Annotated in this window: 20 protein-coding genes; 6 read left to right on the top strand and 14 right to left on the bottom strand. The window is 54.8% G+C overall.

Features of this window, described 5'->3' with window-relative positions:
- The first annotated feature begins 36 nt into the window (after positions 1 to 36).
- A complete protein-coding gene (locus tag WCK51_04565) occupies positions 37 to 735 on the top strand; it encodes an HAD family hydrolase (protein ID MEI7576144.1) in 699 nt (232 codons plus the stop codon).
- Here WCK51_04565 and WCK51_04560 read toward each other — a convergent pair.
- Together WCK51_04560 and WCK51_04555 are read right to left on the bottom strand one after the other, a co-directional pair.
- Positions 698 to 1936: an MFS transporter gene (locus WCK51_04560; protein MEI7576143.1), complete on the bottom strand. Its 1239-nt coding sequence runs from the start codon at positions 1934 to 1936 to the stop codon at positions 698 to 700. The two genes, WCK51_04565 and WCK51_04560, sit on opposite strands and share 38 nt — an antisense overlap.
- 34 nt (positions 1937 to 1970) lie before the next feature.
- Positions 1971 to 2282, bottom strand: a complete 312-nt coding sequence (locus WCK51_04555) for a hypothetical protein (GenBank protein ID MEI7576142.1) — start codon at positions 2280 to 2282, stop codon at positions 1971 to 1973.
- A 488-nt stretch (positions 2283 to 2770) separates the two neighbouring features.
- Between WCK51_04555 and dgt the strand changes: the two genes are divergently transcribed.
- Positions 2771 to 4162, top strand: a complete 1392-nt coding sequence (gene dgt, locus WCK51_04550) for a dNTP triphosphohydrolase (protein MEI7576141.1) — start codon at positions 2771 to 2773, stop codon at positions 4160 to 4162.
- A gap of 6 nt (positions 4163 to 4168) precedes the next feature.
- Here dgt and WCK51_04545 read toward each other — a convergent pair whose 3' ends face one another.
- Genes WCK51_04545 through WCK51_04535 form a run of 3 tightly spaced genes read right to left on the bottom strand, consistent with a single transcriptional unit; the run spans position 4169 to position 8378 of the window.
- Positions 4169 to 5551 (bottom strand): metallophosphoesterase, encoded by a 1383-nt coding sequence (locus tag WCK51_04545; GenBank protein MEI7576140.1) that lies wholly within the window; start codon positions 5549 to 5551, stop codon positions 4169 to 4171.
- Positions 5552 to 5553: 2 nt separating this feature from the next.
- A complete protein-coding gene (locus WCK51_04540; GenBank protein ID MEI7576139.1) occupies positions 5554 to 6867 on the bottom strand; it encodes a YHYH protein in 1314 nt (437 codons plus the stop codon).
- On the bottom strand, positions 6864 to 8378 hold the full coding sequence (locus WCK51_04535) for a metallophosphoesterase (protein MEI7576138.1): 1515 nt from the start codon (positions 8376 to 8378) through the stop codon (positions 6864 to 6866). Before WCK51_04535 ends, WCK51_04540 begins: the two co-directional genes overlap by 4 nt.
- A 159-nt stretch (positions 8379 to 8537) precedes the next feature.
- Between WCK51_04535 and WCK51_04530 the strand changes: the two genes are divergently transcribed.
- The gene (locus WCK51_04530) at positions 8538 to 9830 is read left to right on the top strand and encodes a hypothetical protein (GenBank protein ID MEI7576137.1); all 1293 of its coding nucleotides are present in this window, start codon (positions 8538 to 8540) and stop codon (positions 9828 to 9830) included.
- A 51-nt stretch (positions 9831 to 9881) separates the two neighbouring features.
- Here the strand turns inward: WCK51_04530 and WCK51_04525 are convergent, their stop codons facing one another.
- From WCK51_04525 to WCK51_04515, 3 genes are all read right to left on the bottom strand, one after another.
- Entirely contained in the window at positions 9882 to 10628 is a 747-nt protein-coding gene (locus WCK51_04525) for a ThuA domain-containing protein (protein ID MEI7576136.1), read from the bottom strand.
- 397 nt (positions 10629 to 11025) lie between these two features.
- Positions 11026 to 11760: a hypothetical protein gene (locus tag WCK51_04520; GenBank protein MEI7576135.1), complete on the bottom strand. Its 735-nt coding sequence runs from the start codon at positions 11758 to 11760 to the stop codon at positions 11026 to 11028.
- Position 11761: 1 nt separating this feature from the next.
- Positions 11762 to 13162: a hypothetical protein gene (locus tag WCK51_04515; protein MEI7576134.1), complete on the bottom strand. Its 1401-nt coding sequence runs from the start codon at positions 13160 to 13162 to the stop codon at positions 11762 to 11764.
- A gap of 312 nt (positions 13163 to 13474) precedes the next feature.
- Here WCK51_04515 and WCK51_04510 point away from each other — a divergent pair, with 312 nt between their 5' ends.
- A complete protein-coding gene (locus tag WCK51_04510; GenBank protein MEI7576133.1) occupies positions 13475 to 14197 on the top strand; it encodes a hypothetical protein in 723 nt (240 codons plus the stop codon).
- Positions 14198 to 14307: 110 nt separating this feature from the next.
- Here the strand turns inward: WCK51_04510 and WCK51_04505 are convergent, their stop codons facing one another.
- Positions 14308 to 15738: an arylsulfatase gene (locus WCK51_04505; GenBank protein MEI7576132.1), complete on the bottom strand. Its 1431-nt coding sequence runs from the start codon at positions 15736 to 15738 to the stop codon at positions 14308 to 14310.
- 82 nt (positions 15739 to 15820) lie between these two features.
- Between WCK51_04505 and WCK51_04500 the strand changes: the two genes are divergently transcribed.
- On the top strand, positions 15821 to 16411 hold the full coding sequence (locus WCK51_04500; protein MEI7576131.1) for a phosphoribosylglycinamide formyltransferase: 591 nt from the start codon (positions 15821 to 15823) through the stop codon (positions 16409 to 16411).
- A complete protein-coding gene (locus tag WCK51_04495; GenBank protein MEI7576130.1) occupies positions 16395 to 17033 on the top strand; it encodes a lysophospholipid acyltransferase family protein in 639 nt (212 codons plus the stop codon). The genes WCK51_04500 and WCK51_04495 overlap by 17 nt, the downstream gene beginning before the upstream one ends.
- A gap of 102 nt (positions 17034 to 17135) precedes the next feature.
- Here WCK51_04495 and WCK51_04490 read toward each other — a convergent pair whose 3' ends face one another.
- From WCK51_04490 to WCK51_04470, 5 genes are read right to left on the bottom strand one after another with little or no spacing between them, the layout of a single operon-like run.
- Positions 17136 to 17630: a cytochrome C oxidase subunit IV family protein gene (locus WCK51_04490; GenBank protein ID MEI7576129.1), complete on the bottom strand. Its 495-nt coding sequence runs from the start codon at positions 17628 to 17630 to the stop codon at positions 17136 to 17138.
- Positions 17630 to 18334: a cytochrome c oxidase subunit 3 gene (locus WCK51_04485; protein ID MEI7576128.1), complete on the bottom strand. Its 705-nt coding sequence runs from the start codon at positions 18332 to 18334 to the stop codon at positions 17630 to 17632. The genes WCK51_04490 and WCK51_04485 overlap by 1 nt, the downstream gene beginning before the upstream one ends.
- 2 nt (positions 18335 to 18336) lie before the next feature.
- Positions 18337 to 19986, bottom strand: a complete 1650-nt coding sequence (locus WCK51_04480) for a cbb3-type cytochrome c oxidase subunit I (GenBank protein MEI7576127.1) — start codon at positions 19984 to 19986, stop codon at positions 18337 to 18339.
- A gap of 29 nt (positions 19987 to 20015) precedes the next feature.
- A complete protein-coding gene (gene coxB / locus WCK51_04475; GenBank protein ID MEI7576126.1) occupies positions 20016 to 21152 on the bottom strand; it encodes a cytochrome c oxidase subunit II in 1137 nt (378 codons plus the stop codon).
- Between the two features lie 22 nt (positions 21153 to 21174).
- Positions 21175 to 22086: a hypothetical protein gene (locus WCK51_04470; protein ID MEI7576125.1), complete on the bottom strand. Its 912-nt coding sequence runs from the start codon at positions 22084 to 22086 to the stop codon at positions 21175 to 21177.
- Positions 22087 to 22092: the final 6 nt, after the last annotated feature.

Here is a 22092-nt window from a genome sequence, read left to right as displayed (position 1 = left end):
AGCGAAATCTTAACCCTTGGCTGTTAAATTGTTGCAATGCTTCCATTTGATCTTGCGGTTTTTGACATCGCTGGCACAACTGTTCGCGATGAGCGATTTGTCGCCTTGGCCTTTCAGACCGCCCTAGCTAAGCATGACCATGACGTAGAAATGGATCGACTGGACGCGGTCATGGGTTTAGCGAAGCCGGTTGCTATTGGAATCGTTCTTGATCTTGATCCGGAGTCAGACGAAGTTTTGGCCGTCTTCGAGACGTTTCGAGAGGAAATGGTTCGCTTTTACAGAGAAGATGATAGGGTCGAACCGATTCCAGGAGCTGAAAATGTGTTTCGGTTCTTGCAAGAAAATAGTGTGAAGGTTGCGTTGGACACCGGATTTGACCGAGAGATTACTGACTTGATTTTGGGGCGCCTTGGTTGGGATTCTACAGTCATCGACGCTTCAATCACCTCGGACGAGGTGAAGCAAGGGCGGCCTCATCCGGACATGATCCACGCTTTGATGGCGGAGTTGCGGATTCCAAGCACGCGCCGAGTCATGAAAATTGGCGATACTGTCAGCGATATAGGTGAGGGCCGCAGCGCCGGGTGTGGGTTGGTGATCGGCGTCCTGAGCGGAACGGATAATGAGCTGGCTCTAGAAGGCGAAAATCCAGACTTGATCCTGAACTCGGTCATCGAGATGCTGGATCTAGACTTTAACGTGCTCGCCGCTCAAGGATCCAAGCCGGGATAGCAACGCAGACTCCCAACGCGGCGAGCCAGCCGAGGATGTGCCACGCCGAGGTCCAGCCACTTTTTGTCGCAACATCGCCGACCAGTTTTGCGCTAATCATTCCGCCGAAGTATCCAATTCCATCAATCAAGCCAGCAGCGGCGGCGGCGGTTCTTTTGTTCCCGTAGTGAAGGGCCATCGCTCCAGCAAACAAGGAGTAGGGACCCAGGATCAGAACCGCAGTTGCGCCTAGGAGTCCGATCAGGTAGGTCTCCCCGGAGGATGAAGAAACCGACCCCAATAGGAAGAACATCGGGATCGCAACCGCGAGACCGAAGCCGATGAGAAGACTCTTGCCACCCTTCGGAACTCGGTCGGCCAAGTAGCCGACGAGCAGCACTGAGAACCCTCCAAAAAGAGGAAAACTGGAGCTAACAATGGCTGCGCGATCCTTCGCGAGTTTTGCGACCTCGACAAGGAACGTCGGAGTCCAATCATTGAACGTCTCACGAACGAATGTGAACACGAAGCTCAGGGCGCAGGTCACCCAAAACGCGGGTGAGCAGGTGAGGCTTCGGAGCGCACTTTTGAGCGGTTCCTGTTCAGTTTCGTCGGCGACGATCTCGGCCAGACCGACTTTACTAGGTCGCTGTTTGAGGAGTGCAAGGCAGCAAACAAAGATTACGGCAAGGAAGCCAGCACCGGCGACATAGACGTGGCGCCAGCCCCAGCCAGCTTCAATCAGCTTTCCAAGGATGAGCCGAGACGCCCAGTCGCCAAACAGGTAACTGAGGCTGATGATGCCCATGATCGTGCCGTACTGCTTGGGCAGGTACCACTTACTGGCGAGATTAACCATTCCACCCCAACCCATGCTTTGCACCAACCGATTGCCGACCCACGCAACGAGGAAGATGCCTGGGGCGGGACCGAACGCGAACATCAGGGTGAACAGGATCGCGCCAATCATTCCGCTCAGGAACATCGATCGGCCTCCAACTGCATCGGTGATTGGCCCCCAGATCAGCTTTCCGCAGGCGTACGCCAGGGTTCCCCAGAAGGTGATGGTGCCGATTGCGGCTTTGTCGATTCCTTGAGAGGCAAATTCTTCAAGGATCTGGGGACGGCAGACACTCAGATTGCTCCTGCAAGCGTAGTAGCCGGAGTAGCCAACGACGAGTAAGGTCGCAGTAAGGGCCTGCCAGCGAGCCTCTTTGGTCATCGCCGAAGGTTAGTCGACGATTGCTAAGATTTGGTTAATTGCCTTCGTCGGCGGGCATCTGACCTGCGCTACTGCTCGGAGTGTTGTTGATCTTGTCCTTTGCCCAGCCTTTGGCTGCCATGCTCGTGCTACCGCCACCTGCGCCTTGAACCGAATCGGTACCAGATATCGGCGTCATTCCTCCGGCCGCTCCGGAGGCCATCGGGGCGACTCCGCCACCGCCAGCTTGGGCGGTGGGTGCGGGGGTGTTGGCGTCGGGAGAGGGGGGGGCGTTAACTTCTGGCTCAGGGGGTTTGCAGCCGGCGAGGGCAAAGACGGCGAGAGATGCGAGGAGGAGATTCTTCATGTCGCTACGTTACCTCACCTTTGTCCACCTCATTGAAAGGAGTCTGTCCGGCTCGCGGAGACCCCGGACAGTTAGCACCTTTTTGCGCGGAATTCCCGCCAAGAGCGCACACAACCCAATCGGAGCGTGATATTCTGTGTAAGCAGGAGCGTAGCCGTGTTACTCTCCCTTCTCGCACGTACAAATCTGACCGATAGATAAATTCACGTCATGACCAACCTTGATAGCACGACAAAACAAGTTTCCGATCCGTTTGCCCACGTCTCGGAAAGAATTCTCGAAATAATTCGAGAGTGCCCAAACAAAGAGCTGACGATCGACGGTCTAGTTGAACTTGTCTTCGTTAAACTTACGGAACCCCGTGAGAATCGTCCACAACGTAAGTTTCGCAGGCTCCGTAGAAGAGTTTTTCCAGCAATTGGCACAATGATCGACAGCGGATCTCTTTCTGTAGACATCAAGGGACTAGTCCACGCAAATTCTCAACCTTGAGCAATTCAGAATTTTTCAGGCACGATCGATACGTTCAATCTTCATCAACGGCTCGTGGAGACTCCCGTGACACCCGCTCTACATTCGAGCGAGACGAAGATAGATTGCTGTACTCCCAGGCTTTTTTGCGGCTAGACGAGGTGACCCAAGTCGCCAAAACGAAAGTTGGCCGACAAACACATAACCGTTTGACCCACTCTCTCAAAGTAGCTCAACTTGCAGGAAGACTAGCTCAGCGATTGTTGGCGCAACACAAAGAGGAGCTGGCAGATTTTCTCGACCCCGCTGTGTGCCGTGCTGCGAGCTACATCCACGACCTAGGACATCCACCTTTTGGTCATATCGGTGAGTACACGCTTGATGAGCTATTGACACAGCGCCCAGCGCCTAACTCGATTTCGCTTAAGGAACGATTTGGTCCCTGGGCGCAGGAAGATGACATTGATGACGACGGGTTTGAAGGTAATGCCCAGTCTTTTAGGATTGTCACCGCTCTAGAACGGAACAAGGCCAGAGATCACGGACTCGGTCTTTCAAGGGCAACTCTGAATGCCAGTCTCAAATACCCATGGGGCAAGACGGCTGGGCGACGAAAATATGGCTACTACTCGGTTGATGTCGAAGCATTTAACTTTGCGAGATCGGGTTTCAGCGCGGCACAGGATGAACGCCGAAGCCTCGAAGCGGAGATAATGGACTTTTGTGACGACATCGCATACTGCATTCATGACGTGCAAGACTTCTTTAGAATTGGACTCATCCCTGTCGACCAACTCAGATCCGAGTCTGGCTGGGAAGATTTTGCAAAACTTGTACAGGAGAAGTATCCTGAGGTCGAAGACGACCACTGGTCAAGAGATGTCGAAGGTGGTCACGCGACTCGTAACCACCTGCAGCATCTGCTTAAGGGAGGGTTTGACCACAGTTCTGAGGCAATCAGTACCTTAACTCGATTCGCAAGAGATCTTACAGGGGACCTGTTGGCGGAGGTAAGTGTCACCATGACGAACAAGCACCTGGAAGTCCCACCGCTAACACTAAGCATCGTCTCGTGGCTCAAGGCGATCACTCGCAACTATGTAATCGACTCTTCCGCACTTAGTGAAATGCAGTATGGTCAGCAGAAAATTCTTTGGGATGTGTACCGCATTCTGCTTCAAGACTTAAAGGCCAAGGGCAAGCTCCTCCCCAAATACGTCTTAGAAAACCACACTGCCCTGGAATCCCATTGCTCAAAACTGCAAAGAGCCGGCAAGATTCATGAGAATTCAAAGCTGAGTCCAGCTGCACGCTCGGTCGTTGATTACATTAGCTCACGATCCGAGTCCGAGGTGCTAACTCTCCACCGGCGGCTGACTGGCGTCGATTCCTCGCACCTATTGGGTTAACCAGCCTTATCGTATGTAGTACGCGTCCTTCACTTGGGGATCTCCGCCCTGGGTGTAGACGTACTCGACCTTCGCTTCACCGGCAGATACTGAGACTCGCACGTAGCCCGAGGCTCCGAGAATGGTGCCTGATTTGTAGCCGTATTCTTCGGCACTGCGTGTGTTGTCACCGCGTCTCTGGCTGGGTTGGGGAACGAGTTGGTAGAAGATTCCATCTCTCTCCTGGCGGACGTAGAGGTGATCGTGACCACGGAAGACGACTTGGACCCCGTGCTTTTTGAAGAGCTCGTGGAGAGGGGATTCCCAGTCCGGACGATTGGTTGAGAATCCATCGGTGCCGTCCCAGTTCTTGCCACCCCACTCGAAGAAGTGTGAGGCTTCGGCTCCGCCTCTCGCGTCCTTGCCTTGGCCGCCAACGAGGTGGTGAATGAAGACGAACTTGTACTTGGCTTTGCTGGTCTCGAGCGACTTCTTGAGCCACTGATATTGAGCGTTACCAAGAGTCCAGTTCCAGTTGTTTGCCTCGCGACCAGGCTTGCTTTTGGTGAAGTTGAACGGATCCAGAATGAAGCATTGGGCATCGCCCCATTTGATGTCGAAAAAATCGCCCGTCTCGGTGTTTCCGGTGTAAAAGTTGCCGGTGGTTGGAGGCGGGTAGTGGAGTTTGCGCTGGGCCATGGACCATGCGGCCATTCCGGGTTTGTTGCGCTCATCAGCCGCTTCACCATCGTGATTTCCGAGGGCAAGATACACCGGCGCGCTTGCGCCAAAGATTCCGAAGAAGTAGCGCTGTGCGCGGTACTGCTTGATGGCGTCGTGGAAATCCTTGTGTTTGTCGGTCATGAAGGTGTCGCCGAGATCGACTAGGAAGTCGGGCTTATCGGCGACCATCTGGTTCAGGGTTCGGGCGTAGACATCGGCGGAGGAGTTTTCGTCGAGATGCGAATCGGCTTGGATGACGAACTTGAAATCTTCTGACTTGGTCTTTGGAGTCTTGAGCTCCCCTTTCTTCTCTCCTCCCTCATAGGCTAGGGTATAGCTATACGTCGAACCTGGCTTGAGCTGTTTGAGTTCAAATGACTGCGGTTCGAAAGCGGTAAGTGACTTTTTTTCAGTCGCTGATTTTCCGCCAATTGAGAGGGTGACTTCTCTGTCCTTGGTGGACATCACGCTTAGGGTCGCCGTGGTCGGTGTTGGCGCACATTCGATTGCCGAGACGTCGTAGTCGGGGGTCGTTGAAATGAAGACACCCGGGGGACCGCCCCTTTGTTGTCCATTTTGCCCACCTTGACCACCTTGTCCTCCCTGACCACGACGTTGACCGCCGCCCTGCCCTTGTTGGGCGGCAAAGCCGACTACCAGGAGCACGGCAGCGACAATGCCGCTCATCTTTAGGATTTCCATTCGACCTCCGAGAGGCAATGATCGTGGTTAGTATCTGCACGATGCAACGCCGCAGTGAAACCATCGAGCGCTTCTTCAAGGTCTACCGATCCGTTTCCGTTGAAATCGAAGTCTGACAGGTGAGCTTCGGCGAAGGTTTTGAAACCACCGGCGAGGTTGCCACTCGTTGCAAACATCGAACGAATCTTTTCGTCAACTTCGTGGAGGGTGATGTCGTGATCATTATTGAGGTCGACCGACGCGGAGTAGTCGGAGAAGAAGCTTCGCTCATCCCCACCACCGCCGCCGCCTCTACGTCCGCCACCTTGACCGCCTCTGCCTTGACCCCCAGGGCCACCTGGACCACCGCCAGGACCTCCGGGACCGCCGCCCGGCCGACGCTGGCCCGGCTTGTAGGTTTCTACAACCTTGCTGCCATCTGGAGCGACAAATTCAAATCGGTAGTTGCCATCAGATTGGATTGAGTAGTTAACGTAGTGAGTTTGTCCGTTCAACTCGTAGCCGATGGACCAGCTCTTTTCTCCAAGCTTCTTGTACTTTGTGACCTTTGCTCCGCGCAGTGGGGGCAATGCTGGTCGGACAGGCTGGGCAAACGGTTGAGGATCGACCTGCCCACCGGCTTCAACAACTTCACCATGGAAACCGCCGTTGAGGTATGGATAGTTTTTGGTGGCATGGTAGTGGTAGCCACGGTCTTTTGTTGTGTGACCATTGAACTGATCGAGGTCCGTTGGTGTCGCGCCCTTGCTACAGGTATATCCAAAGATTGCGTAGCCGTCTAAGGCATATGCGACTGGCAAGTCCTTTCCGATCTTCGATTGAAGGTGAAGGGGAGCGATGTGATAGTGGTAGTCATCCCCGCGGCCGCTGTGTCCGCCGAAGTTGTCGAGTTCCCCGGCGACAAGAGTGTCGGTGCGACCGTCGTTCTTGATGGGGTTAAAGATGGGAACTCCGTTTGCCGCAATCGCGATTGCTCCTCGGAAGAACCCGGTCTTTGCCGAGAGGGGATTTGCAGCTGGCTTGGGGAAGAGGGGGAAGCTCCACGCGTTCGATCCGGTGTACTTTTGCGGTAGGGCGACCTGCTGTTGCCAGGCGACGATACCCGCCATGAGATCGTGCTCCGGCATTCCGTCAGACTCGATGTAGAACTTTGTGTCGTCGGAGTGAGTTTTGACACCGGGCGCGAACGGAGCGAAGCTCTTGGTGATCTCTGCTGCCTTCTTCGTCGCTTCACTCTGCGAAATACAGGCGGCACCGGCGACGGCCAATGCAGAAATGCCGATGAGAGGGAGGGTTTTCATTTGTTCACCTTGGGTTTAACGTCGTAGCTGTAGGCGACCTCGCCATGCTTCTTGCCGTCCGTTTCGGCAGCGGGGAGCCATGAGCGGAGAAACTCGATATGCGCCTTGTCGGGGCCAACTGTGACTTTGACAAGTCCAGAACCGACGATCTTATCCCCAACGGTGTAGGCGTCGCCGTTGATGAGCTTTTCGGTTGTGTCGGACGGGCAAGGGCAAGATTGATACACCACTCCATCGAGCTCTTGTTTGCAGAAGATGTGGTCGTGACCTTGGAAGAAGATGCTCACTCCTGTTTTGACAAACAACTGGTGGATGGGCAATTCCCAACCTGGCCGCTTGGTGGAGAGGCTCTTCGCATCGCCCCATTCAAAAGAAGTAGCTCGCTCAACCGCGCCCCTGCCGGTTCCCATGACGTGGTGAGCGAATACGAACTTGTACTTTGCTTTACTTGTTTCGAGAGTCTTTTTGAGCCACTTGTATTGGGTGTCTCCGAGTGTGATCCCCCACAAGTCTTTTCGCTTAGAACCACCGTCGGCTCGGTTGTCGACGGCTTCGTCTGAGTGCCAATAGGGGTCGATGGTGACGTAGAGGGCATCACCCCATGTCCAGGCGAAGTAGTTTCGGAGGAGTCCGATATGCTCAACTGGCTCGGGGTTTCCGGTGAAGAAGCTATCGGGAGCAGGGTTGACAAAGTTGCGGTTTCGCGCGTTTTGGGCGAGGACGCCGAGGCTGTTGGGGGTACCGTCGAGGTTTGCTTTTGCGGCTTGCTCGTGGTTTCCATTGACTAGATAGATGGGAGCCTGCTTTCCGATCAAGCCCATGTAAGGGACCTGCTTTGTGTAGCAGTATTCGACCGCCTGGAGCGTCCGGTTTTGTAGAGTATCGACACTGAAATCGTCGCCAAGCATGATGAAGAAGTCGGGATTGTAGCTTGCTGCGGTTTGGTAAGTTTTCTCATACAGCTCAGGGTCGTTCATTTTTCCGATCCGTTCTGGGTGCGAATCCCCCTGAACGAACATTGTGTAAGTCGATCCCGCCGGACGAGCGGTTTGGAATCGATACTTTGGACCGGTCTTGGACTCACCTGTTTCGGTGTAGTTGAGCGAGTAGGAATAGGCTGTGTTGGGTTTGAGTCCAGTGAGTGTCAGCTGAGTTGGAACGCCCTTTTTGAATGACTGAGTTGGGGTTTTGCCGCTTGGGGACTTCCCTTCTGGTCCGTATTCGATGTAGCCATCGAAGTCGACGCCGGGATGGATCGCCATCGAAATCTGCTTGTCTTCGCCGTTTCCGAGGATGATGCTGGCGACGGACCAAGCGGATTTGGCTGGAGGGTAGAGGCGTCCTTGACCCTGCTTGTCTCCACCGGAACCCTTCTTTCGGCCCCCTTGGCCCTGCCCTTGTCCCTTCCTTTGGCCCCCTCCGCCTTGCCCTTGACGAGGAATGAGCGCAAAGGATGCGGCGACCACCAGTGCAGTAAGTCCCACTACGACTAACCTCGGTTTCCAGTTCATTAGGATGTCAAACGATTCGGAATCGGATCGGTTTAGACGAAGTTGTTTGATTTTCGTTTGGATTTTCTACCGGCCGGATTTACTCGCGATTATGCGAAGTTTTGCGATTCAGCCACCGATAACTACTGCAAGAACCTCTTTTTGGGGAATGGGAATTCTATGAACAAATCGCCTTTCATTCTTGGCCTGGCCGCGCTTTTCATGGCGGGTTGTGCTGGCTCGGCTACGCTTTCTGGCTTTACCGACCCGGTTACGAATGCCCTTCAGGGGCAGGCAGCGTTGGATGCGGCGTTGGCTTTGCCGGCGTCTGGTGATCCGACTCAGCAACTGAGTGATGCCGTTTACAAGTTGAACACGGCTTACAGCCAAGAGCCAACGCCGGTTCGAGCGGCGGGCTTTGCCGTTGCTTCAACCGCAAAGTTGGCGAACGACCTTGCTACGCTTTTTGGGACAGAAATTTCTCGAAGCGGAAAGACGATTTCTAACCCAACGGTTCGCAGAATTGTTGGTCTACTGGCTCCTTGGAAGCGTGAAGATGAACTGTTGGCGTCGTTTAGCCCGGTTTCGATCCTCACCGACTCGATCTCTAAGCCCGTGGAGACTTCAAGAGCTTATCCAGATGATCCGACTCCGGTACAGGTCAAGACTGCGCTTGAGGCCACTCGAAACGACCTTGCTCGGATCGTCACTATTTTGACGGATGCCAACATCGATGCGATTGATGCGGCGAACTTCACGATTGTTGATCCGAACGGAACGGGAGGTGCGCGGGTTAAGGTTGGCAAGGCCGACCTTTTGATCCTTCGGGCAAACGCCGAGCTAGTTTGCTCCTATCTCAACTTTGCCCTTGGATACGACATCACTTTTAGCTCTTCGAATTTCGATTCGAACCGAACGCTGGCCACTGAATTCGCAGCAGATGTGACGTCGGGGGCGACGGTTCCGGCATCACGACTTCTTCCTCCTGCGCCATTCCTTGGTCTTGCTAGCAACGGAGTTGCGAGCATCACTGCAGCAAAAGCGAATCTATCCGCAGCGAGCGCCGATCTGGGAGCCGCTGCGACGAACATCACAGCGCGAGGAGCTTCGACGGGATCGCCACGATGGTTCGCGGAGTCGTTGAAACTCAGTGCAAGCGACTTCTCAAGTGTCTCAACGGAAGTGAGCAACTACCTGACCACGACGACGAACGTCACGATTGGAGGGACGTCGACGGGCGTCAGCGTCGGCAATTTCTTGACGAGTCCTACGGCTCTGCGAGGGTACTTGCCTAGCTTCACGGTCACTTCGGCAGGCGGCAACTTTACGTTTACTCCAATCAGTGGCAGCTTTGATGACAAGTTCGGGGGACTGTTCACCACTGGCGTACGATACAAGACCGTGACCTTGAGCGGATCGAAGAATCGGCTTGATTTGATGGCTGAGTTCTTGAACAACCTTCAGGGTAAGTAAGAACCTGGTTGAATCCCCTCTCGACGTGAAGTCGAGAGGGGATTTTTGCGTTTAGCTGAGCTTGCCTGCCCAGCGGATTCCGTTGTGGATGACTTTGAGGACGTTGTCCAGTTTGTAGGTCGGATACGTCTCGTGGCCGGGGCGGAAGTAGAAGACTCGGCCAATGCCTTCGCCTTGGCCGACGCCTTTCCCGGGGCCGGAGGTGAATTCGGGGTCGATTCCTTTACCGACGGTCCAGACGAGTCCGCAGGGGAAGGTTTCGCTTCCGACGCTGAACAGCGATTGGAAGATCATCTGCTCGGCCGGAGGAACATCGAAAGGCGAGCCGTACATCTCTTCAGCTTCGATGACGAAGTCTTCGATGCCCTTCGCAATTGGGTGCCACGGGGCGCAGACGCGAATGGTTTCGCTGTCGTCGGCTTCTCTCCAGCCGCCTTTGAGGTGTCCGGTGCAGCCAAGCACAGCTTTGAAGGTCTTGCTGTAGTGGCCGCTGTGGAGGCAGACGAAGCCCATTCCCTTCTCATGGACCTGAGTTTTCACCATTTCGGCGATTTCGTCTTTGACTTCGCCGTGGCGGGCGTGGCCCCACCAGACTAGAACGTCGGTGTTATCGAGGACTTCTTGGGTGACGCCTTGGTTCTCTTCGTCGAGGTTGGCGACTTTGATCTCGAGTTCTTTGCTGTTATCGAGGGCGTCGACTCCGGCTTTGATGGCACCGTTGAGGCTGTCGGGATAGATTTCGAAAGATCGGTGCTGGGGGTTTTCGTCCCAGATCAGGACTCGGAGTTTGTTGGACATCGGATTAGATTATGAAGGGTTCTGGGTTTTCGGTTCTCGGTTTTCGGAAGAACTGCGACGCATTTTGTGGGGTAGTCAGGTTCAAATTTTGGCGTTGAGAGCCGGAAATGTGGGTAGGGGTGGGTAGACCACGTCGCGGTCACGGGTCCAGAAGTCGGGGTCGTTGTTGTCGTTGATGAATCGCATTCATCTTATAGGCAGTTCAGGCGGGGATTGTCAACCTGGTTTTCACTGTTGGCTGTTCGTTTCTCGTCTTTCGTGGGGGAGTGGGGTTGTTTTGGCGCGGCAGAGGGCTGGTTGGCTTAGCTTCCAATATGCGATCGTGAAGGCATCAAGGCGTAAGAACCCTTGGGATAGATGTCAAGTGACATGACAATCCCGAGGGAACAATAGACTGTTACTTTAACGAGACCATTTTCACAAGTTGGTCATAGTTTGGGAGCATGGGGAAACCCAAACTCTTCTTTTCATAACGTAGCTCGGCCTCCGGGGTGGTTCTGACTCGCTTTAACTGGCTGATTAAGACTTCGTCAACCTTTACACCGGAGTCTAATTTCTTCGCAGTCGAGATGTAGGCTCGGGCACGATAGGTGTAACCGGCTGCAAACTCTAAGGATGCCATGTAGAGGTACACCGCTACAAGTGGGTTTTGAGAGAGGCCCTCAAACTCAAAGAATTCGTCAGAGCCGCCAGGTTTCCTACGAGGCGAACTCAACAAATCAGCTCTAACACGGCGGGCATCTTTGGTGTCGCGCCGCTCCAACAGGAGCAAGTAGTACCAGGTCCGAAGCTCTTCCGCACCTCCGATACTCTTCTTCTCATGAGGTTCAAATATCGTTCGAAGAGCCTCCAGCGCACCCGAGTGGTCGTCTCTGCGGATGCAGATGTTGGCTCGAAGTTCCGCTACACCCCAAAAGGATTGTTCGGGAAAGCCGTTGAGGAGAAGCTCAGCCTTATCCAATTCACCGTCGCGGATCAGGACACCGACTTTTTCTAGTTCCCTCGCTCTCTCCTGTTGCTCTTGATCGGTCAAGTGCCGTTGAGTCGCATAAGGAACTGCCATCGCTCCAGCGATGAGGCAGACGCCAAGGGCCAGGGTCGTGGCAATTGATGATATTTTTGGAGCGTTCATTTTAGTTGATTCCTTTTATGCAGGCTGACCACACTGGGTGGTTGATCAGTGAAGTTGTGCCGCCCTTAGTGATGCTGGCACCGCTGTCGACAAACCAGTCTGATAACTGACGAGTAGCTTTGGCATTCCAATGCCAAGGTGCAGTTAGGAGCGGTGTGTATCGAGCGTTCCCCGGGGCTAGGAACAAAGTACAGCCTTTGATGTCCAGATAGTTAGCACCGAAGCTGGAGCCAACGGGGGCAGTCGTGGCGATATTGCCCGCCAGAGTGACTCGTGGGCGATCGTTTGTCTGGTAAGGCTGTGAACCAGCATTATACGGACCTTCGTATGGAAACCTCTGATCTAGCATCCAAGTTGAATTGGTCGTCATGATTGGCGTTGTCGTCCCGCCAATCGTCTTAGAGTAGAGCATATTGGCAAGCTGAATATAGCTCACCTTGCCCCCCTGACCATTCTCGACGAACTCTGCTGGCGTTATCGCTCCAAACACAATGTACATGGCAGGTTCGTAGCGGGAGTTTGCAGTCGAGTACGAGGAAGGGTAGAGGGTCAGGTCACCGGTTGACGCATCAAGCTCGGCTTGGCCGTCTCCTTCGGTTAGGACAAGCGAAGAATAAACTTTAAGAAGATTAACATTTTGCCTTGCGGTCGCCGTGCCGATGGAATAACCGTTGAAGAGCAGCTCGGATGAGCACTCCACGGGCATGATCCCGTCGTCAACTTTCCAACGCCATGAAGCGTTCGGTTGCTCCCATTCGTCGTGCGGCACGTTCCAGACTTGCCCCACATCTTCGGTTGCAACATAATCCTTGAATTTCTTGCCAGCCACCGACCAGTTCCAAGCCTCTGCGTAGACGTCTGCTCCCCCAACACTCAGCGCCGCACTACACAATTGTCCAGGGAGTATTTTGTGCTCGTTGTCTACCACCTTTGTTCCGGTTACGGTCACGGATACAGGGTAAACCTGGACTTGATAGGCTAGGTAAACACTGTACGGCCCATTGTTGCTAGCGCAAGTAGCCGAAACTGGGCAAGTGATGGTGATTTGATCTCCCCCACTTACCACTCGGGGTGCGACCCCAGAAGAGATCGCCCAGGCACCGTTACCGGGAGGGTTCGTTGTCGATCCTGAACCTTGGTCGTTGTAGCAGAACGAAGGGTTAAGCCCATTATCGGCTGATGCGGAAACGGAACCCGGAAAAGCCGAGGCGTTGGCGTAGACGAGACTGACCTCGTCGACGACCACACTTTCTGGAGCCGGTTCCCCCTCGTAGTCTCCAACCCAGTTGAAAACGGTAGTGGCCGTTCCTTCGATGGTCCCGGAACCGCCACCACCTCCAGCGGAAGAGATAAGGCACGTGCCATAGCCGAAGGATGGCCCGACAACACCTCCGGGAGACATGGTGCACGTTACGCCGCTAGTTTCCTGAGCAACGTAATGACCAGCAAATGCTGACGATAGGAGTGTTACCCCCCCCCCCCGGCGATTGCCAAGAGCTTCTTGGTGGCTCTGGCGATTTGATCGAACTTGATCATCGTACTGATAGATATACAGCAGTTTTACGGGATTGTGAAGAGGTTTTTGTTAACCTTTGGAAAAAGTTTCACAGTTTCGTAGTTGCGTGGTTTCGCAGTACCGGAGGCGAGGTGCCGAGAATGCATTAGTTTTTGAAGCGCAATTGAGTTTGATTGCGTATATGGCTGAAATCCTTACATGATTCGCGTTCGTTCGCCTTTGTTTCCTTTGACTTACCTGCTCGCCTGTGTTTTCGGCGTGGGGATTGGGATTTGGTGGTTTGGGGCGAGGCAGTTGGTGGGGATGGGAATCGTCTTTGTGGGGTTTTCGGCTCCGTTGTTACTGTTGATCGGGGTGGTGGAGTGGCGGATTTATCATGGATGGGAGCCGTTTTGGTTGCGACGGTTCTATCCGGAGGCGCGGGTGGTTGGGAAGTATCGGGGTGAGTCGGATTTGCCGGGGCATCAGCGGGTGGAGATGGAGTTTTCGGACGGGCGGCGGCAGAACTTCATTCTTGATTTGGATGAGCTTGGCCTGTGTTCTAAGGGGGATTTGGTGCATCTTTGGGCGATTGGGAAGCACGTCTCGCACATTGTGGTGATTGAGCCGGGCAAGGCTCCGGTGGGGACGTGGGGGCTTTCGGAGGACTCGGGGGATGGATGCGCGCAATTCTTCATGTGGGTGTTGCCGGTGGTTTCCTCTGTGGTTTGCGGGGCGGGAGTCGGGCTTTTGGGGCGGTCTCCGGCTTCTGGGTGGATGATTGGCGGCGGGTTGCTCGTGGCGTTGTTGTTGGGAGTGGTTTGGATTCGTGGATGGCGGATTGAGCGGGGTTCGATCTCTGATCCGGCCGGAGATGTTGGCGGGGAGGTGGGGTGCTGTTTGCTCGAGTTGTTGAGCCACTTTCCGTTTTGGTTTTGGTAGATTGGGGGCTTGTTAGATTTGCTCCTGACTGGTCGGCTTTGTTACGGGCTGGTGGCTAGGCGTCCTCACCCCCAAACCCCCTCTCCATAAATGGAGAGGGGGCTTTCGGATTACTTTTTGTCGACCAAGCCGAGCGGGAAGTCTTTGTTGGGGATGTGTTCTTTGGTCCAGACTTTTTTGGCTCGTTCGATGAGGTCGGGTCGGGTGGTAGCGAGGTTGTTCTTTTCGGCGGGGTCTTTTTCGAGGTCGTAGACTTCGATCTTTTCGGGGTTCTTTTTGAGGTCTGGTCGGATCACTTTGAGGTTGCCAAACCAGACGGCTTGCATCGCGCTGGCTTCGGGGTATTCGACGTAGATGTAGTCTCGCTTGTTGGGTTGTTTTCCGAGGAGGGCGCTGGCGTAGCTGACGCCGTCGGTTTTTTGGGGCTTTGCGCCGCAGAGTTCGGTGAGGGATGTGAAGGTGTCGTAGGCGACGAAGGGTTCAGTGACGGTTTTTCCGGCCGGGACAACTCCGGGTAGCCAGGCGATGAAGGGTTCGCGGATTCCGCCCTCGTAGAGGGACATCTTTTTGCCTCTGAGGCCGCCGTTGGAGTTGAAGAATTCGGTATCGACTCCGCCGTTAAAGGTCGCTCCGTTGTCTGACGTGAAAACTATGAGGGTTCTATCGGCGAGGCCTTCTTGTTCAAGGGTCTTTCTGAGTTCGCCGACTGACCAGTCGAGGTAGGCGATCATGGCTGCGTAGGTTGCTCTTGGCCTTGGGGTCGGGAGGTAGCCGTTTGCGCCGAGGTAGGGTTTGGGGTCCCACTCCTTGGGGAATTTTTCGATCCACTCCGGTGGAGCTTGGAGCGCGGCGTGGGGGATGGTGGTTGCGTAATAGATGAAGAAGGGCTTGGCTTTGTTTTGTTTGATGAAGGATTGGGCGTGGTCGAGGATTTTGGCGTGGGCGTAGTCGTTGCCGTTGTACTTGACGTTCCACTCGTTTAGGTTAGTTGGCACGGACTCGACTTTTTGGTGGGCGTTTCTTGGGGGGTTATCGAGTAGGTCGGGTTGGTGGTTGTTCCAGAGGTAGGCGGGGTAGTGGTTGTGGGCTCGGCGCTGGCAGAGGTAGCCGTAGAAGGTGTCGAAGCCGTGGTCCATCGGGGTTTCTCCGGACTGGGGTCCGCCGAGGCCCCATTTGCCGAAGATTGCGGTCTGGTAGCCGGCGGTTTTTAGGTTCTCGGCGATGGTGGTTGTGCTTTGCGGAAGGGGCATTTGGCCCTCGGGGTCGTTGGGACCGAAGCCCCCTTTCTCCTTGTTGCCCCTGATTGGGGCGTGGCCTTGGTGGAGGCCGGTCATCAGCGAGCAGCGGGTGGGGGCGCAGACGGTGCTAGCGGCGTAGAAGCGGGTGAACTTTGTGCCTTCGTTGGCAAGGCGGTCGATGTTGGGAGTTGGGATGAGCTTTTGTCCGTAGCAGCCGAGTTCGCCGTATCCGAGGTCGTCGGCCATGATGTAGATGACATTGAGTTTGGGCGCGATCAGGTTCAGGGCGAGGGCTGCGAGCATTTGGTGTCATTCTACACTTCGGTCGGTTGGCGTCCTCACCCCCCAACCCCCTCTACATCAATGGAGAGGGGGAGCTCGGAGTATGCTTCGCATCGTGCATCGCATTGGAATACTCATTGGGCCAAAAGGGCGGGGTTCGAATATGTTGGCTCTGGCGGCGCGGATCAAGTTGGACGACTCGATGGTGGTGCAGAAGGTGGTCACTCCTCGGTCGGATGCGCCAGGGGCGTTGGCCGCGCTTGCGGAGGGTTTGCGTGTGGAGACGGTTCCCTACCTGGATCCGGTTCCTTATGAACAGCGGCTGGCGGCAGAGTTGGCGGATTGCGATTGGGTTTGTTTGGCAGGGTACATGAAGCTGCTGCCTTCTTCCGTTTTGGCGGCACATTCGGGTCGGATATTGAACATTCATCCAGCATTGTTGCCCAAGTTTGGGGGTCAGGGGATGTACGGGATTCGGGTTCACGAGGCGGTTTTGGCGGCGGGGGAGACGGAGAGTGGATGTACAGTTCACTTTGTTACCGAGGAGTACGACGAGGGGGAGATCATTTTGCAGGCGCGGTGCCGGGTAGAGATTGACGATTCGCCGGAAGAGCTTGCGGCGCGGGTTTTGCGGTTGGAGCATGAGACTTACTATCGAGCTTTGAAGAAGGTGGTTGATGGCGCAGGAAATTGAGTTGCCGGTTGGGCGGGGGCATCGGTGGCTTTGGCTGGTGAAGCTGGTTGGGTGGCCGTTGATTACTTTGCTTGGGCCCACTTCGTATTCTGGTGCCGCTCGGGTGCCCCGGTCGGGCGGGCTGATTGTGATCGCGAATCACCTTTCGGATTGCGATCCGGTGGTGTTGCAGGGGTGCTGTCCTCGACCGATCTTTTTTATGAGTAAGAGCGAGCTTTTTTCGATGAAGGTCGTCGGGGCTTGGCTGTGGTTTTGGGGGGCTTTTCCGGTGAAGCGGGGAGCGCCGGATCGCCGGTCGTTGCGGATTGCGGCGGAGTTGGCGCGCTCGGGTCGAGCGGTGGGAATTTTTCCCGAGGGGCAGCTCTCGGAGGACGGCAAGTTGCAGGAGATTCGGGAAGGGGCGGCCTTGATTGTACGGATGGCGGAGGTTCCGGTGATTGTCTGCGGGTTGCGGAACACGAATCGGATGATTCCGTATGGGTCGGTGATTCCGCGTCCGGCTTTTGCTCGGGTGACTGCGACTTGGGGTGAGGCTCGTACGTTTTCGAAGGACTCGACGAATGAGGAGATTGCGGCTTGGATGGAGTCGGAGTTGCGGCGGTTGATTCCGGAGGAGCTCTGAAGGCTCTTCGCTTTTCGTTGTTCGCTTTTGGCTGTTAATGAGAAGGGAGTCCTGAATTACATCAGGACTCCCTTACCGCCTGGAAGGCGGGATTACCTTGAATTACCAGATCGACTTGGGGATTCGGTTTTGGGTGTTTTCTTCGCCTGAGTTGATCTTGGCTCCGTCGGTTGATCCAATGATTCTTGGGGTGGCTGACTCGGAGTAGTCGTTATTGTACCAGTGCGCGACCGGCTCGTGCTGGCGGAAGTAGAAGTCCGTCCAGACCGAGAAGAGCACGGGGATGAAGAAGAAGCCCATGAGAGCGAAAAGCTTTCCGAGACTACTGATCCACTTAACGTGCATGAAGTACATGACGACGATGTAGGTTTTCACTGCGGCGATTGCGAGCGCGATAAAGTTGTTGATGTAGTAGCTGAAGTGCGAGCTGAGACCGATTCTCGAACCGATGATGTGTCCGATGTCGACTCTTGCTGCTCCGATGGTCAAGATCATGAGAAGGGCGAGAGCACCCGCAGTTTTCACATACATCGAGTTATCGTGGATGTGGTGACCGCCGTGGTCGTCGTGGACTGCTGCGAGTGGTGACTTTGCCATTAGTGTGAGCCTCCGCTGTTAGGGCCGCTGGGGTTCGGCATTAGGTAGAAGAGGGGGTAGAGGAAGATCCAGACGATGTCAACGAAGTGCCAGTAGAGACCGACGAGTTCGGTTGGGATGTAGTCTTCGGTGACGATCTTTTTGCCTTTGACCCACATCATGGCTAGGGCACCGATGACTAGGATTCCGACAAGAACGTGGACACCGTGAAGTCCTGTCATCGCGAAGTAAAGGCCAAAAAACAACTGAACGTGGTTCAGGTTAGCTCCGTGGAAGTGACTGACTTCAGGAGCGAAACCTGGCCCAGGGAACAAGTGGTGCTCGTATTTGCCACTGTATTCGATGTACTTGATGCCGAGGAAGACGAAGGCACAGACAAGAACTCCACCCAGTCGAAGTAAGACTCCCATCCGATCCTTTAGCTGTGCCTGTCGAACGGCCGTCGCCATCAGGAATGAGCTGAACAGGAGGTTGGCTGTGTTGATTCCTCCGAGCTTCCAGTCGAGCTGCTCGTGAGCCTTGAACCAGTCGTTCTGGTAGTTCATACGATAGAACGAGTAGGTGAGGAAGAGCATGCCGAAGAACATGATCTCGGTAACAAGGAAGCACCACATTCCTACGATGTAGGAATCGTTTTGCTGGTCCATGTCCTCGTACTGGAACTTGAGGACTTCGAATTCGTCTCCGTGGGCTGCGTGTGCCATGGTTAAGCCTTACCTCCTGCCGCTAGCATGTCGTTCTCGTGCTCAGCAACGGGGTCGTAGTCGTAGACATCATCAGTGACGATGACCTTGTACCGGAAGTTCTCGGTCGGAGGGGGTGAACTCGTGTTCCATTCGAGGCCGTGGGCGTTCCATGGGTTGTCTCCGGCCTTTTCACCTTTGAAGAGTGAGTGGATGAGATAGAACGCAGGGACAGCGAATCCGATTCCGAGGATGGATGAACCCATTGTGGAAAGGATGTGATAGGGCGTGAACTCCGGTGCGAAGTAGTAGTAATGGTAGCGTCGCGGCATTCCCATCCAACCCACGATGAACTGCGGGAAGAAGGTGAGGTTGAAGCCGACGAAGACGAGCATTGCGTTCCACTTTGCGATTGTATCGTTGTACAGCCGACCCGTCATCTTTGGCCACCAGAAGTGTAGACCGGCGAGGAAGCCCATGATAGAGCCTCCGACCATGACGTAGTGGAAGTGAGCAACGACGAAGTAGGTCGCCGAAAGGTGAACGTCGTTTCCGTAGCTGGCGAGGAACGGTCCGGTGAGACCTCCGACAAGGAAGAGGCCTTGGAAGCCGATTCCGTAGATCATTGGGCCAGAGAGAACGACGTTGCCTTTGTACATGGTTGCCGTCCAGTTCCAGACCTTGATCGCGGATGGAACCGCGAGAAGGAACGTGATGAGCGAGAAAATGACCGATTGGTACATCGACTGACTACTGACGAACATGTGGTGGCCCCAGACGAGGAAGCCAAGGAAGGCGATGGCAAGGGAGCTGAAGGCGATCATGTGATAGCCAAAGACTCGCTTGCGGCTGAACGCCGTCATGATCTCGCTGATGACGCCGAACGCCGGGAGGATCATGATGTAGACAGCTGGGTGGCTGTAGAACCAGAACATGTGCTGGAAGAGAACGGGGTCTCCACCAAGTTCGGGGCTATAGATTGGAAGTTGGAAGGTTCGCTCGAAGATGACGCAGAGGAGCGTGATGGCAACGACCGGAGTTCCGAGGAGCATGATGACGCCAGTGGCGTAGTGGCCCCAAACGAAGAGCGGAAGTCGGAACCAGGTCATTCCTGGTGCGCGCATCTTGTGTGTCGTGACGACAAAGTTCATACCCGTCGTGATCGAACTGAATCCACCTAAGAAGACTCCGAGTAGCGTCAGCGAGACGTTACTGTTAGAGTACATGCTGGAGTAAGGGGTGTAGAACGTCCAACCCGTATCAGCGCCACCGCCGAGCATCGCAAGCGTGATACAAGTTCCGGCAGCCATGTACAGGTACCAACTGAGGAGGTTTAACCTGGGGAACGCAAGGTCCCTGGCCCCAATCATCAACGGCAATAGGAAGTTACCCAGTACGGCGGGAATCGCGACGAGCAGGAAGAGAAAGACCATGACCGTGCCATGGGCGGTGAAGAGCTTGTTGTACGTTTCCGATTCCATCATGTTGCCAGCAGGCGACATGAGCTCATATCGAACTCCGGCGGCGGCGAGACCACCGATGAAGAAGAAGAAGGTGACCGACATTAAGTAGAGCATCGCGATGCGCTTATGGTCTTCGGTCAGAAGCCACGAACGGAGCGAATGCCCGTTTGTGAGGTAGTTCAGTTCGGGATTGGTGTGGAAATGCTCCATTCCCCCGACTTCGGTCTTAACTGTCGTACTCATTGTTGATCTCCTTTTTCGACGGCCAATGCCCCGACCGCCGGAGCTTTGCCTCGTCGGGTTGGGGTTGCGTCTGCTCGTTCTGACTTGAATTGCATTTCGTTACTATTGAGTCCGGCCTTTCCGGTCGCATCTCGCACTTCGATGCCAGGCATTGCGGCAGCGATTGTGCTTGTTGGGATGCTTTGCCCAGCACCTGCCTTGATGTAGGCGATGAGGTTCATGATGTCTTCTTCTGAAAACGTCTTGTCGTAAGACGGCATGGTGACGCCATAGCCTTTCGTTACCTTTTCGGCAGGTCGCATGATTGATTCTCGGATGTAGGACTCATCGGCGACCCATCGGCGGCCATCGCCGGTTTCGCGAGTCGTACCGAACAGACCTCGAAGGCTTGGACCTCGCGGGATAAGGTCTTGGGCTCCGTGGCAGTTGCCGCATCCGATTTTGTTAAACAGCTTCTCGCCAGTCTGAGCCGCCGTCAGATTTTCTCGGACCTGACCATGCTGAGCAAGCCAGTCGGCGTAGTCGCGCTTCGACATGACGATCACGGAACCACCCATCTCGGAGTGCTGGGTTCCGCAATACATGTTGCAGAACAGGTGGTACTTGCCGACTCGAGTTGGTCGGAACCACATCTGCGTGTATCGGCCAGGGACGGTCATAAACTGAACCCGGAAGGCGGGGATGTAGAAGGCGTGGATGACGTCTTGCGAGATCATCGTGATCTTGATGTCGGTGTCTACGGGGACGTGGAGGGTGTTGTTCTCTCGGACACCGTCTGGATGTTGGACGTGCCACATCCACTGCTTGCCTACAACGAAGATTTCCTTGGCATTCTTCGGCGGGGTCCGCATGTCGACGAACAGTTTGGTGCTCCAGAAGAATGTTGCAAGTCCCAGAAGGGTCGGAATCAGAACCCACCAGAACTCCATCCTCGCGTTTTCGTACTGCGGGCTGGATCGGTCGGCCTTGGATCCTTTTTTGAATTTGACCGCGAACCAGAGGATGAGTGCAAAGGTAAGCAACCCAAAGAACAGCGCCTGACCTACGATGGCGTAGAAGAGCGCATCGTGTTCCGCCGCGAAGTTAGACGCGGATGGCGGATTCATCGGATAGTTAAACAGATTCCAGTTCATGGTTCTTTAGATTTGGGCCGATTTAAACCGTCGGTCCTCCGGAAGAAAGTGTGTTGCTTGGATATTTCTTGAACATTCGGTACATACCGACTCCGAGGCCGAGGACGGTGAGAACGGCAGAAAAGTTGAGGATTTGGATGATGTTCCTGGTTCTTGGGCTAGAGGCTTCCATCTTGAAACATCCGAGGAAGAAGACATCTCCCAGGGGCTCAACGACACCTTTGGCGGCATCGCGGACTCCGTTTCGCACTGTAACCGTTGCGAATTGACCACCAGTGTTGTATCCAATGATCTTTCCGCTACCGGCTAGATAAGCCGCTGCTGCAGGATGGTTAACCCAATCTCGCTTTTCATCGTAGGTGTATTGGAAGCCCATCGTTGCCGTTAGCTCACGTACATCGGCTTCCGAGCCGATGGTGAAGTGGATCCCCTTCTCAACAACCTTGTAGGCTGCATCCCGCTCTTCGGGGCTCAGCTTATTCCAGCCTTCGTTCATGATGCCAAGAATTTCGGCCTTCTTCGCCCTGGCGAGTTCGACGGTTTCCTTTGGGTGAATACTGACGACGACCAGATCGAAGTCCCGGCCGGGGACAACCGACTCGACGGTCTTCTTTGTGCTGACCGCGACTTCTTTGATGAGCATCTTCGTCAGAGAATCGAGTTCTGTGAAGCAGACTCCATTGCACTTATAGAAGATAGGAAGAAACATGACGGGGCGGCCGACTTGTAGGTACTGGCCAAGGGTCTTGGTTTCGCCGTTGTCATCTGTTAGCGGGAGCTTCAGCGGCATCTGGGCACCGATGCGAGGTTTGAGATCAAACTTGTCCGCGAAGATTCCCTTGCCGCGAGGGCGAGTTATGGCAACGAAGGACACCACGATGGCGATTGCCAAGAGTGGAATCCATATTGCGCTTGCTCCTCGAGTTCGATGCATATTTAC

The sequence above is a fragment of the Armatimonadota bacterium genome (assembly GCA_037138755.1).
Taxonomy (GTDB): Bacteria; Armatimonadota; Fimbriimonadia; order Fimbriimonadales; family Fimbriimonadaceae; genus Fimbriimonas.
The sequence above is the reverse complement of the archived record's forward strand: the minus strand, read 5'-3'. Positions and strand labels throughout refer to the sequence as shown.